This window comes from Sediminibacillus terrae (genome assembly GCF_009602435.1).
In the GTDB taxonomy this organism is placed as follows: domain Bacteria; phylum Bacillota; class Bacilli; order Bacillales; family Amphibacillaceae; genus Sediminibacillus; species Sediminibacillus terrae.
In genome coordinates, this window is sequence record NZ_VZDQ01000025.1 from 19579 (window position 1) to 32768 (window position 13190).

Consider the following 13190-nt stretch of genomic DNA (forward strand, 5'->3'; position numbering starts at 1 on the left):
AATGCTTGTGGGGAAGGGGTCAATTTGAAATAATTGTTATTAAGCATTAGAAAGATTATCTCGAAACTGAGTCTTCAAGAAAAGGGCAGGATTGTGGAAGACTCAGTTTCGAGATAATATTGCATTTATTTATTAAAAATATCTATACGTGTTCCCATGTGAATTGTTATACATTCAAATAAACGTTTTAATGAAAAACTACTTGGAAATAATGAAGAAGGGAGGTAATAAAATGAGATTCTTGAACGCTAAAACTGGTGCATGGATTAGTACATTTGCCTATTTATTAGTATCACTTGTGAAAATCATTATTGCTTGGCAGGTCAATTCCGTGGCATTAATGGCCGATGGGTTTAATAATTTTACGGATATTATTACATCTGTTGCCCTAATCATTGGGTTGAGAATTGCAAAAAAAGAGGAGGATGAGAACCACCCTTATGGACATCGGCGAGCCGAAAATATTGCTTCGTTGGTGGCTGCCTTTGTCATAGCTGCAATAGGGATACAAATTTTAGTTGATACCGTTCGTACAATGGTAAATCAAAATTTCGTTACACCGAATCCTCTTGCAATATGGGTTGGCCTCGGAAGTGGTCTATTCATGATTTTAATCTACTTTTTGAATAAAACCATAGCCTCAAAAGTAAACAGTCAAGGGTTAAGGTCAATCGCAAAAGATAATCTGTCGGATTCGATTGTAAGTTTTGGTACTGTTGTTGGTATCACTGGCGCTCAATTTGGACTATCCTGGCTTGATCCTGTCACTGGTACGATTGTAGGTCTAATCATTCTCTGGGCAGCATGGGGGATCTTTAAAGAAACCGCCTTAATTTTAACCGATGGGATCGATCCTGAAAAGATACACCAATACAAAGAATCACTTTCAGATATTCAAGAAATAGAGAAAGTCAATGATGTGAAAGCGAGAGTCTCAGGTAATAAGGTCATTTTAGATGTTTCTGTTTCTCTTCAACCGGATTTATCAATTAAGGAAATGACCCATGTAACTGAAGAAATTAAAGAATTAATGCACAAACAACATAACAGCCTTATGACATTTGTTGAATTGAATCCCTCAGTGAAGTGAATTTTTAATACCTTACAAAAGTGATCCGTCAGATCTTGATTCTTTTTAAACTTATTTAACACATATTCAATTAGATATTCAAACAATCATTTGTTTATTTTATTGACAATCTATACAGGTTCCTTATAAGATTGTATATATAATCAAACAATCATTTGAATGTGAGGGTGAAATCATGGAAACCAAACACACTAAAATAAACGATGATCAATGTGAGGTTTTTTGCTACGACGAGGAAATAGTTAACCGATTATCGCGGAAGATTGAAAATGAAAAATTCACTTCAACCGCGGACATTTTTAAAGCATTATCTGATGAAACAAGGCTTAAAATTGCCTATATATTAACGCAGGAAACTGAACTATGTGTATGTGATGTTGCAAACATTATTGGCACAACGAATGCTACAGCTTCTCATCATCTACGTCATTTACGAAACATGCATATTGCTAAAAGTCGAAAACAAGGTAAGTTAGTCTTTTATTCCCTTGATGACCCCCATGTTACAAGTATGATTGTAACGGCGATGGTTCACGGTCAGGAGGTGTAAATTGTGAGTAACGAAGCATCTCAAGATGAGAAAAATGTATATCGTGTTCAAGGATTTACGTGTGCAAATTGTGCTGGAAAATTTGAGGATAACGTAAAAGGATTAGCTGGTGTAAGCGATGCAAAAGTAAATTTTGGCGCATCGAAAATTTCTGTTTACGGTGAAGCGACAACAGAGGAGCTTGAAAAAGCTGGGGCTTTTGAGAACCTAAAAGTAGTTCCTGACAGTTCAGAAAAAAAGGATAAAGATCCTGGTACAGAAGAAAAGTTACCGTTTTATAAAAAACACAGTACATTGTTGTACTCAGTTTTATTTTTGGTTATCGGTTTCACTTCCCGGTTTGTAAACGGAAATGATAACATCGTTACAGCATTATTATTTATTACTTCGATGATAGTCGGTGGGACGTCACTCTTCAAAGTCGGTTTACAAAACTTAGTTCGACTTCAGTTTGATATGAGGACTCTTATGACTGTTGCTGTCATTGGTGGAGTCATTATTGGGGAATGGGCAGAAGTAGCAATTGTCGTTTTACTTTTTGCCATTAGTGAAGCTTTAGAACGATTCTCTATGGATAAAGCGAGACAATCAATCAGTTCATTAATGGACATTGCACCAAAGGAAGCATTGGTTAGACGAAATGGACAAGAGATGACGATTCACGTAGATGATATTGCGATCGGGGATATTATGATAGTTAAACCGGGTCAAAAAATTGCGATGGATGGTGTCATTGTCAATGGCTATTCTGCCATTAACCAAGCAGCGATTACGGGGGAGTCAGTCCCTGTTGAGAAAACTGTAGAAGATGAAGTATTTGCTGGTACGCTTAATGAAGAAGGATTACTTGAAGTAAAAATAACAAAGCTTGTTGAAGATACAACAATATCTAAAATTATTCATCTAGTAGAAGAAGCGCAGGGCGAACGGGCACCATCCCAAGCTTTTGTCGATAAATTTGCTAAATATTATACTCCTATCATTATGGCCATTGCAGCATTAGTTGCTACATTACCTCCTTTATTTTTTGATGGAAGTTGGGAAACATGGATTTATCAAGGTCTAGCTGTTCTTGTCGTTGGTTGTCCTTGTGCGTTGGTGATTTCCACTCCAATTTCAATTGTATCAGCCATTGGTAATGCTGCGAAACAAGGGGTTCTTGTCAAAGGCGGGGTGTACCTAGAAGAAGTTGGTACATTAAAAGCAATTGCGTTTGACAAAACGGGGACTTTAACAAAAGGGGTTCCTGTGGTAACTGACTATGAAGTGTTGAGCCCTCATACAGATGAACAAGAACTACTTTCGATTATTACTGCCCTAGAATATCGTTCTCAACATCCTCTTGCATCGGCCATAATGAAAAAGGCTGAAGAGGACGGTATTTCTTATTCTGAGGTAGCAGTAGATGACTTTACTTCAATTACGGGTAAAGGAATTAAAGGAAAAGTACATGAAAATACGTATTATATTGGTAGTCCGAAATTATTTAAAGAATTATTATCGTCTAATTATAATAAGGAATTAGACCAAAATATTATATCCCTACAAAAACAAGGGAAAACAGCTATGATTATAGGTACAAATGAAAAAATTCTAGCTATTATTGCCGTTGCGGATGAAGTGCGTGAATCAAGCAAAGATGTTATAGAAGCTTTACACAAAGCTGGAATTAAAAAAACAGTTATGCTTACAGGTGATAACCACAGTACTGCTGATGCAATCGGCAGTCTAGTCGGCGTAACAGACATTCAATCAGAGTTACTTCCACAAGATAAGTTAGACGTGATTAAACAATTGAAATCCAAGTACGGAAACGTAGCTATGGTTGGTGATGGTGTTAACGATGCTCCGGCTCTAGCAGCCTCAACCGTTGGAATTGCAATGGGTGGGGCTGGAACAGATACAGCACTTGAAACGGCAGATGTTGCTTTAATGGGGGACGATTTAAGGAAACTTCCGTTTACTGTTAAAATCAGCCGTAAAACGTTAAATATTATTAAGGCTAACATTTTCTTTGCGATTGCTATTAAGGTTATTGCCCTTCTGTTAGTTATTCCGGGATGGCTAACACTTTGGATTGCCATTCTTTCGGATATGGGGGCAACAATTGTAGTGGCTCTAAATGGTTTACGGCTTATGAGTGTGAAAGAAGACGAATAAGGATGTAGGAGTTTCTAAATTGCTTGGAGGGTCTAAGGGGGACGTCATTCCTTATATAAACCTCTATTTTCATTGGGCCCACAGCATTACTTAAATGGCTCTTAAATTAGGGTGGTGAGGCAGCCCAGAACTGGCGGAAGTAACCATTACAAATAGGAGATACAAAACTTGTAGCTATTGCAAGAGGTATGCTTAATGATCCTTATTGGAGTTTACACGCTGAGAAGAAATTAACTCATAAAGTTAACCCACCTTTCAATATCCAAGAGTAATAAGATAAGAGATAAGAAGGTCCCTTATTAGGGGCCTTTTTTAACCTGTACAACGATGTTTTGGACTTTGGCAAACTGTAATCCCTTAGGGTGAATAGTCTTTAATTATCTTGAAATCAAGTCTTCAAGAATACCAGCTAATAGAAGGTCAATAGGTAAGGGTAAAAAAGATGAATCAGACATGGTACAATAAAAATGAACATACTAAATAAACTTCAACAGTATCGATTTGAAGCATTTTCTATATAAGTAATTTATTGGTTTTTTCTAAATCACATAAGCCTTTTTACTTTTTAAGATGGCATAGATCCAATGAATGAGCTTGTTTGCACAAGCAATAATCGCCACTTTATGGGGCTTACCTTCTTCGCGTTTCTTATCGTAATAAGCTCTTAGTTTTGGATTGCGATTCTTGGTTATTCCGCATTGGACTGCGTTATATAGACTCTTGCGAAGGCTAGACGATCCGCGCTTTGTAATTCGGTTAATGGTTGCTTTAAACTGTCCCGATTCATGGACACTTGGGTCAATCCCCGCGTAGGCAACAAGCTTCTTAGGGTGGTTAAACTGATCAATATCCCCAATCTCGGATAGGATTGTTGCCGCAATCTTTCCACCAATACCGGGAATTGATCGGATAATTTTATATTCATCAAATTCTTCAGCCAGGGCATCTATCTCTTTCAGTAGCTTCGATAGGTGCCTTTGGTATTGGAGAAGAAGTTGAATGAACATCGTTAAACTCACCACATGACTCGAGTATAGATTCCGCTTGAAAGGATCTCGTCCTGCTGCCTCTTTGAGTTGGTGAGCTTTATCTAGTGCCCATCCATAAGAGCGTTTAACTCCTTGTTGGAGGATGACTTCAGCGATCTTTTCCTTCGTTTCCTCCCGAACACCTTGAGGTGTTTGATAGTGGAGTAACGTTCGTAAGGAGGTCGGTGAATAAAGAGATCCAAAGACCGTCTTATATTCCGGAAACACTTGATCCAATACCGTTTGGAACTGAAGTTTAATTTGTACATAAGTGCCCGTTAGAGCGTCATGTTGACGGGTTAGATTCCTCAAATTCATGATTTTGACAGCCTTCTTTTTGAAAGGTTGAAGGTCATCATATAGATAATACAATTCCCCTAAACGAAAGGCATCAATGGCGTCCGTCTTTACTTTCCTTAGGCTCATTTTTTTAGCTTCATGAGATAGAACCGGATTCACCAAGTAATAGACAATTTGATGCTCTTCTAAGAACTGTAAAACGGGTTCATGGTAATGACCGGTAGATTCAAAAACGACGACCGGAGGTCGCCCTGTGATTTCTTCCACCTCTAACCAAAAGCGATGAAAATCATGTAACCCTAAAACATTATGCTCGAAAACAAAGCTCTTCTTGTAAGGATCTTTCTTCTGTAAAAAGGCTTGTACTTGGCTTTTTCCCTTCGCAATATCCAGGCCAATGACTGGATCCATGTTTTATCACGTCCTTTTGTTAGATTCACCGGCAGCCCCTAACCTAGCTTGTAGTGTCATAGCTTCGCTTGTTATACGGGATCTAAGTCCCAACCAGCCTCAAACATGTTTCTACAAGTAGGGGGTGGACAGTATACTAGACGGGATCAGAGTCCCACGGGGGCGAACGTCCTACCCGGCTACTTAAAGAATAACCCATAAAAAATAGGTCAACCAGATAAACTGGTTAACCTTATAATACGATAGGGGGCGATTGTTCAATAAGAGCAATCGCTTTTTTATTAATGGGCAGTATTTTTCAGTGAAAAATCACCAAAAAATGAGCATTTACTGTAAAATAATATTAGACCTAGAATTGTGTTAAATAAAAAGCTTAACTTAATATTTTGCCTACAACCTACAAATGTATAATAAGAAAAAGTAGGACATGTTAGTTTATTAGAATTTAATGAATGAAGGTACAGAGCGGAAAAACTATGTAGGAGTGTCCAAAATGAAAAAGAAAATAAACTATTTAACTTTACTTTTGATGATTTTTTTTATGATTGGTTGCACCAATGTCGAAGATCCAGCCACTTCAGAAGGAGAGGTGGAAATAGAAACACAAGAAGTAACCGCAGATGATGCAACGAAAGATAATGAATCAGACGGAGAAACAGATATACAAGAAGGAAATTCATCTGCTGATACCACTACTAGTGGTGAAAAAGAAGAAAGCACTGTTGTTGAGGAGGAACCCACAGAGGAAGACTCAACTGAAACACAAACACAGGATGACCTATTTTCAGGATATGAACGACTGGAAGTAGATGGTGGGGACCTCAGTGGAGATCGAGCCTCTAATGTCGTAGTAGATATAGGTTACGGAGACAGGGAGTACTGGGCCTTTACGAATGTTATATTTAGGTTAGAGGCTTTTACGCTTGGTATTAAAAGAACCACACATATTAGACATATCTAAAATGTGTGGCCTTATTTTGATCTTATCTTCAAGAAACGCCCCCGATTATTGAAAACTCGATTTCAAGATATTCTAGCTTTAGTTCTATTAAAAATATTACCGTCGATCCTTTTGAAATAGGAAATGCTATGCAATCATAGCATGTGAGCTATATCAGAAGCTGCTGTTGGATAGGCATACATCATTTGTTTCATTTCTTTGGGAGGTATCCCGAACCGGATCGCCGTTGCAAAGTGATTAATCAGTTCGTCTGCTTCTTCACTAATTAGATGAGCTCCAACAACCTGATCTTTATCGTTATCTACCAGGATTTTAAACCCGGTATGCGTTTCGTTCGTACGCTTATACGTAAACCACCCATCTACCGTCTGGTGTTTCACGTCAATATCCCTCCCCGAGGCATGCGCTTCTGTTTCTGTCATCCCTACCGAAGCTAGCTTTGGTACAGTGAAGACAACAGAGGGCATAGGCGGATACTCTACTTCCTTATGGTTTCCTTTCAGGATATTGGAAGCTGTAATGTGAGATTCCATGCTCGCTACCGGGGTGAGAGGCAGTCCACTAGTTGAAGCAGCATCCCCTGCAGCATAGACACGTGGGTTCGTCACGCTTTGCAAATAACTATTCACAGAAATCCCATCCTTCGTTGCATCAACATTCCCCTGTTCCAAGTCCAAGTCGAGCGCAGGGACCCGGCCTGCACCGTGCACGACCATATCTGCAGAAAAGGAGATTTCTTTTCCTTTGGTACGGGTTCTGACCACAAGAGAATCGTTTTCTTTCTCAATAGCTTCCACCGAATACTCTTCATGAACTTCGATGCCAAGGTCTTCGCTCTTTTGTAACAAGGAAGCGACAAGGTCGCTGTCAAAATGTTTCAGTGGACGTTCCCCGCGGTGAATAATATGAACCTTTGCCCCTGCCCGTGCCGCAATATGGGCAAATTCAAAAGAAATATACCCGCCTCCAACAAAAACGATTGTCTCCGGAAGTCGATCCAGCTCGAGGAACTCGTCACTATGCGTCATGTATGCTTCTCCCGGAATCGATAATGGCGTCGGTGTGGCACCGGTAGCTATCAATATATATTTCCCTTCAAGAACTTCATCTTCGACCCTTAACTGTCGGTCGTTGATAAAAGAAGCTTTTCCATGGTAAGTGTCCATCCCTTTTTTGTTTAATGCCTTTTCTTTTTTATCCGGCACGTCATCCGTGAATGTCTTTTTGAATGCCATAAGTTCCGGCCAATCGATGGTTACATCCCCGTGAATGCCGCTTCCTTTCATTCGTTTATGCCAGTCATATAGTTCTGCAGCTCCATGAAGCACTTTTTTCGGATCGCACCCTCGCAGGGCACAAGTACCTCCATACGGGCGATCATCTATCATGGCCACACGCCAGCCTTCTTTCAGGCATTTTGCTGCTGTGATTGACCCTCCAGAACCTGAACCTATCACAATAAGATCGTATTTATTGGTCATATTTATCTACCTCCTAAAATCTTTCTTATTTACGTTTGCCTACTTTGTGAAATGACAAACCCTGTACCTTATCCATGGTTTTAAAAAAGTTCATCGTAACTTACGGAGAACTTTTTGCTAGCCTGCACAACAAGACAGTTTGGAGACATCTTTATCGAACGTAAGACTGGCTAACTTCAACCCTTCTGCCATTGTAAGGTAAGGAGCCATGGTCTCTTGAAGGTCGTCGGCTGTTAATTTAAATTTCACAGCTAACGTAGCTGCATAAATGACATCCCCTGCATTTTCAGCTACCACATGAGCACCAATAATCTGGTTGGTTTTTGCATCCATAATTAATTTGAAAATACCCTGGGTTTGATGGTTCACTAGTGCTCTTGGAACTGACTCTAAGGGAAGCACGGACGTTTTCACATCATAGCTTGCTTGTTTGGCCTGGTGTTCTGTCCGCCCAATAGAAGCAATCGAAGGAGTCGTAAACGTCACTGCAGGAACATGTTCCAGATTTTGTGTCTTTTTCGTTTGCTTGGATACGTTTTGTCCAACAATACCTCCTTGGTGAGCTGCCACATAAACGAATTGAGGGCTAAGTGTTACATCACCAGCTGCATAGATATGAGAGATATTGGTCTCCAGATAGTCATTAATTAAGACTTCTCCATATTCCCCCAATTCTAAATCAATGTTCTCTCCTTGGAGTTTTTCTGTATTGGGCTTCCTTCCTGCAGCAACGAGAAGCTGATCGCCTTGAATGGTTTCAGGCTTCCCTTCCACTTCAAGATGAACGAACTTTTGACCGTTTTTGTCCTCGACTTTATGATAGCTAACACCTTTCAATAATGTGATGCCTTCTTCTTTTAACATATTTTCAACGGTCTCAGAGATTTCGGGATCATAATGTTTCAAGAATGTTGCACTACGTTGCATGAGGGTGACTTCCGCGCCTAAGTGGCGATACATTTGCCCTAATTCCAGGGCGATGTATCCCGACCCTATAATAACCAGATGCTTAGGAACTTCTTTCAACTCTAAAGCAGATGTGCTTGTTAAAAAGGAAGTCTCTTTCAATCCAGGAATCTCCGGAATGAAAGGAGAAGCCCCAGTAGCAATTAAAAAGGACTCAGCCGTTAGATGTTTTCCCTCTACGGATATGGTGTGTGAATCACGAAAGTAAGCCTCTCCTTTAATGAGATCGAACCCGTATTCCTGAATAAGGTCTTCGTACTTCTCTTTACGCAATTGGTTAACCAACTTCTCTTTTTGGTTTTGCAGCCCGATCATATCTGGTTGTTGGGCCGAAGTCGTCAAACCTTGGAATGGCTGTTGTTCGGTTTGGAATTGAATGTGTCCAGCTTGAATAAGGGTTTTAGAAGGAACACATCCGATATTGACACAGGTGCCTCCAACCTCCCCTTTTTCTACCATGGCTACCCGTAATCCATTCTCAGAAGCTTGAATGGCCGCAGAAAAAGCTGCCCCTCCGGAACCGATAATTAAAAAATCGTAATCGTACCCTTCACCTGAAACACCTTTTTCACTATCGGAGGAAATACGAATCATTTCCCCTGGTTGATACGGCGTCTGGTGTAGTTTTTCCTTTATATTTTCTTCCTTGTACCCGTCTGGTAATTGAAAGTCAGCCTTCCCTTCTTGATAGTCGACATGAATATTTTCAGCGCCATTTTTTTGAAGTGTCTGCCTTACATGATCTTCACAGCTTGCACATGTCATTCCTCTGATTTCCATTTGAATTTTTTTCATATTCATCTCCTCCTTCATTTTTAAGAGCAACAGTCCTTATTAGTTGATGTTGGTTTACTTCTTTTATAAGACCCTACCGCAAGGATCAAAAATACAATCAATAGTGGAATTAAAACGTAATCCAAGTAACCTACCCACGCTCCTAGACCAAGTAAACCTAGTGAAATTACTAACAAAGGCGTCGCACAACAAAGAAGGGTTACGAAAAATCCAGTCAAACTTCCGATAAACCATTTATTCCCCCTCATACAGTGCCCCCTTTTGCTCTCCACCTTCAATCACCTTTTCTATAATCGGGCAGGCATACAGGTCTTTTTCATCCGGACAACAGATCTTCAATTCATTCAACACTTTTTGTATATGTTGCAATTCTCTAATTTTCTTTTCAACATCCTGCTGTTTTTCTGAAACGAATTGATACATATCCTGACAACGATCAGAATCTTTATCCACCACTCCTAGTAGCTTGTGGATTTCACTTAGTGAAAAACCCAGATCTTGCATTTTCTTGATAAAATTAATGCGCTTCACTGTGGCCCCTCCATATATGCGATAACCTGAATTGTTCCGATATGGTTTAGGTATTAATGATTTGCGTTCGTAGTAACGGATAGTTTCTTTATTCACATTACAAGCTTCGGCTAGCTGGCTGATTTTAAATTCCAAAGCAATCACCTCTACATATAATATAAACCCTGTACTATAATACAGGGTCAAGTGTGAATCGATTTTATTTTTCCAATCTTAAACTCAACAGATTATTTTTTGCCGAAAAATTCACTCTCCTTATTTATTAACGATTGATTGTGGTATCTCGAAACTAAGCCTTCTACAATCCTGCCCTTTACTTGAAGACTCGGTCTCAAGATAACTGCCCTTAGTTGCAGAAGGATTTATATCTTCGTAAAGTATGCTGAAAGTTTTTCTTTTTCTTTTTCCCTTAACTGTTTATTTTCTTCTTCCAGTTCTTTATTCTTTTTCTCCAACTTTTCAACCCTTCTTTTAAGGGAAGCAATTACAGCTTTCTGATTATTTTCATCACGCTTGGTACTAGACTCCACAAAGGCTTCTTCTTGTTGTTCTCTAAGGAAAGCAATACGTTCTTTAAGCTCTATGTGGTTGTAAAGAGTAGCTTTAGCTACTCCTGCTTCTTTTGCCACGCTATTAAAATTAATTACTTTAGAACTCTTTGTAAGGCGTTTTATAGCTTCCTCAACTTTATCTTTGGTTTTCTGCTTTCGTTGTTGATGCAACTGCCTTATTTGCTCCTCACGGTCAAAATTACTCATTTTTAACACCATTCTTTTTCTTACTTTCATATTTTCTCTTCATACGATCAAAGCGGCCAAAAATCACATTTCCACCCTTGATGATCTCGTAAATATTTTGATATCTCTCCAAGTTCTTTTTATTTGCTTTTACCATCTCTTCCCGGCCATACTCTTTTGCGGTTTGAATATTCTTGGTTACAGACTCAATGAGTAACTCATATTTTTTCACGTCGAAACTATCCATTCCAACAGCTAAATCAAAACAAGGTTTGCCATCGTTGGCTGTAAGACAAGGGGGTTCTGCTGCTAGTGGACAATTCCCATTGACCCTCGCCCGACATGTCCCATAAGGGTTATCTAAGGCGTTTAACTTCTCGTCTTTCCACAGCATATCAAGGATGCCTTCAGGAATATCTTCCTTTTCTGAAATCTGATGAATTTCCCCGTTTACGTTAAAAGTAAATACACCTTGTTTCAACACCTTTTCGAATTCTTTACGTTTCGTATCATCTAACAGACGAGCATATTGCAAGGTCATTTCGGGTGATGCGTGGGCTAATAACTCCTGCACCGTTAAAATATCAGCTCCACCGTTTAACAATTTTATTCCATAAGTATGTCGGAACATGTGATTATTGAATTTAAACAATTCGCCTGCTTCATCTGTTATATTCACTTTTCTTGCTAAATGGTTTAGTTCTGCTCGACAAAAATTCGAACTCAATGGTCTTCCCTTACGGGAACCTCGGTAGCGAACAAAAAGGTATCTTTCTGGGTTGTTATCATCGTTGCTGTATTGCTTAGAACGCTCAATTAAAGCTGCAATTATATCTGCTAGATGGTCATCAATGGGTATTTTATGACCTATTACATAGGTTTTTTCTATATCTGTGGTAAGGTTTGGTTTTCCATTTATTCTACCTAAAGAATCCTGCGTCAATCCCAATGTATCACTTATGCGAAGTCCAGTTTTGAAAGCAATCCATACAATTGGCTGTACATCTGGATGAAGATCATTTAGATTATCAAACAGTTGTTCCAATACATAGTCAGGTATGTAATTAATATCATCATCTGATTTTTTAGGGACAGTAGGAATGTCTTCAGAATAAATTAGGCGATGCACGGTTTTTTTAGGTGCGAAATCTTCGAACTTCTCGAAAGTTTGAAGGTCTCTAATAAAGTTACGAATAAGCTTTAATGCCTTATTAATATAGCTTTTAGGATTGGTAAGTTTCGTTGTATGTTCATTTAACTCTTCTAGGTACTTTTCCAAATGTTTTCTTTCAAGTTCTCTCAAATCATTCCATTTAGGATTTTGTTTTGAAATTGAGTTCAAAAAATTACCAACGAACACTTTATACTGTAACGATGTACCCCAAACGAAATTTTTGCCACTGATTAGACGGCCTTTTATATATTCTTTAAATACTTTGCGAAAACTGTTGTTCTCAATTCCTAAAAAATCAATGTAATAAGAAGTTGATGAAACATTGAATCCAAAATCGTATCTTTTATTCAGCTCCCGTATATCCCATCGATCCTTCTCCCATTCATCACGAGTATCCGTTAGTCGTAAGAGTGGATTATATATCATTCGGATAGATTTGGCTGGTAACGTCTTGGCATTGATTTCTTCCCCCCTTAGAGTCGTAATATACCTTGTCTTTATTCCTTTTCGATTCAGCCAAAATATCCATAGCTTTTCCTCTTTTTCAATGTCTAAATCAAGAAGGGAAGTGAGATTTGGATGCCTTTCTTCTAAATATTCACCCAGTAATTTTACGCTATGATTTAGACCTTTAAATAAAGACCGTAATGCCCAACGGTCTGAAAAAAGTTGACTAAAAAAAACAAATTTCAGTTCCATATTGATGGTGGAACTATCGCATTCAAAGTAAAGGTTATGTGCTATTCTCTTTGTATTCGTATCTTTAAAATTAGGGACCTTGGCAATCTCATGTATATTCCAAACATCATTGACTAAAAAGTAATCATCATTTACAACTCTTCTCGCTACTTTTCCATTGTCGGATATCTCTTTAACCTCGTAAGAGGATAGGGTGGAAGCGATTAAGTCCCAATATTCACTTTTATTGGGTATTGAATTACTTGGTATGATTTTATCCAATGTTTTCTCTCCTAACATACTAATATAGCTCTAAAAAAGGGAACTA

At 38.8% G+C, this 13190-nt stretch carries 11 protein-coding genes; 4 read left to right on the plus strand and 7 right to left on the minus strand.

Annotation, left to right across the window (positions count from 1 at the left end):
* The first annotated feature begins 232 nt into the window (after window positions 1–232).
* The 3 genes from F6X55_RS13540 (at window position 233) to F6X55_RS13550 (ending at window position 3800) form a co-directional block, all read left to right on the plus strand.
* Window positions 233–1090, plus strand: coding sequence for a cation diffusion facilitator family transporter (locus tag F6X55_RS13540; RefSeq protein WP_161993087.1), 858 nt, complete (start codon window positions 233–235; stop codon window positions 1088–1090).
* 175 nt (window positions 1091–1265) lie between these two features.
* Window positions 1266–1640, plus strand: coding sequence for an ArsR/SmtB family transcription factor (locus F6X55_RS13545; RefSeq protein WP_153464098.1), 375 nt, complete (start codon window positions 1266–1268; stop codon window positions 1638–1640).
* A 3-nt stretch (window positions 1641–1643) separates the two neighbouring features.
* Window positions 1644–3800 (plus strand): heavy metal translocating P-type ATPase, encoded by a 2157-nt coding sequence (locus F6X55_RS13550; protein WP_202616143.1) that lies wholly within the window; start codon window positions 1644–1646, stop codon window positions 3798–3800.
* 539 nt (window positions 3801–4339) lie between these two features.
* On the opposite strand, the gene F6X55_RS13555 is transcribed toward F6X55_RS13550, so the two are convergent.
* Window positions 4340–5539, minus strand: coding sequence for an IS110 family RNA-guided transposase (locus F6X55_RS13555; RefSeq protein WP_153464104.1), 1200 nt, complete (start codon window positions 5537–5539; stop codon window positions 4340–4342).
* 493 nt (window positions 5540–6032) lie between these two features.
* Here F6X55_RS13555 and F6X55_RS13560 point away from each other — a divergent pair, with 493 nt between their 5' ends.
* A complete protein-coding gene (locus tag F6X55_RS13560; protein ID WP_153464109.1) occupies window positions 6033–6500 on the plus strand; it encodes a hypothetical protein in 468 nt (155 codons plus the stop codon).
* A gap of 134 nt (window positions 6501–6634) precedes the next feature.
* On the opposite strand, the gene F6X55_RS13565 is transcribed toward F6X55_RS13560, so the two are convergent.
* From F6X55_RS13565 to F6X55_RS13590, 6 genes are all read right to left on the minus strand, one after another.
* Window positions 6635–7981 carry a dihydrolipoyl dehydrogenase family protein gene (locus tag F6X55_RS13565; RefSeq protein ID WP_093106334.1) on the minus strand — a complete coding sequence of 449 codons (1347 nt, stop codon included), beginning with the start codon at window positions 7979–7981 and terminating at the stop codon, window positions 6635–6637.
* 117 nt (window positions 7982–8098) lie between these two features.
* On the minus strand, window positions 8099–9748 hold the full coding sequence (gene merA / locus F6X55_RS13570; protein ID WP_407690262.1) for a mercury(II) reductase: 1650 nt from the start codon (window positions 9746–9748) through the stop codon (window positions 8099–8101).
* A gap of 14 nt (window positions 9749–9762) precedes the next feature.
* Window positions 9763–9990: a mercury resistance system transport protein MerF gene (gene merF / locus F6X55_RS13575; protein WP_093106329.1), complete on the minus strand. Its 228-nt coding sequence runs from the start codon at window positions 9988–9990 to the stop codon at window positions 9763–9765.
* Entirely contained in the window at window positions 9977–10408 is a 432-nt protein-coding gene (merR, locus tag F6X55_RS13580; RefSeq protein ID WP_093106327.1) for an Hg(II)-responsive transcriptional regulator, read from the minus strand. Before merR ends, merF begins: the two co-directional genes overlap by 14 nt.
* A gap of 227 nt (window positions 10409–10635) precedes the next feature.
* Window positions 10636–11031, minus strand: coding sequence for a DUF6262 family protein (locus F6X55_RS13585; protein ID WP_076572938.1), 396 nt, complete (start codon window positions 11029–11031; stop codon window positions 10636–10638).
* Window positions 11024–13144: a tyrosine-type recombinase/integrase gene (locus F6X55_RS13590; RefSeq protein WP_093106324.1), complete on the minus strand. Its 2121-nt coding sequence runs from the start codon at window positions 13142–13144 to the stop codon at window positions 11024–11026. The genes F6X55_RS13585 and F6X55_RS13590 overlap by 8 nt, the downstream gene beginning before the upstream one ends.
* Window positions 13145–13190: the final 46 nt, after the last annotated feature.

Coding starts and splice junctions, on each gene's coding strand:
- F6X55_RS13540 (WP_161993087.1), top strand. CDS start 233: ATGAGATTCTTGAACGCTAAAACTGGTGCATGGATTAGTACATTTGCC.
- merA (WP_407690262.1), bottom strand. CDS start 9,748: ATGAATATGAAAAAAATTCAAATGGAAATCAGAGGAATGACATGTGCA.
- F6X55_RS13585 (WP_076572938.1), bottom strand. CDS start 11,031: ATGAGTAATTTTGACCGTGAGGAGCAAATAAGGCAGTTGCATCAACAA.
- merF (WP_093106329.1), bottom strand. CDS start 9,990: ATGAGGGGGAATAAATGGTTTATCGGAAGTTTGACTGGATTTTTCGTA.
- F6X55_RS13560 (WP_153464109.1), top strand. CDS start 6,033: ATGAAAAAGAAAATAAACTATTTAACTTTACTTTTGATGATTTTTTTT.
- F6X55_RS13565 (WP_093106334.1), bottom strand. CDS start 7,981: ATGACCAATAAATACGATCTTATTGTGATAGGTTCAGGTTCTGGAGGG.
- F6X55_RS13555 (WP_153464104.1), bottom strand. CDS start 5,539: ATGGATCCAGTCATTGGCCTGGATATTGCGAAGGGAAAAAGCCAAGTA.
- F6X55_RS13545 (WP_153464098.1), top strand. CDS start 1,266: ATGGAAACCAAACACACTAAAATAAACGATGATCAATGTGAGGTTTTT.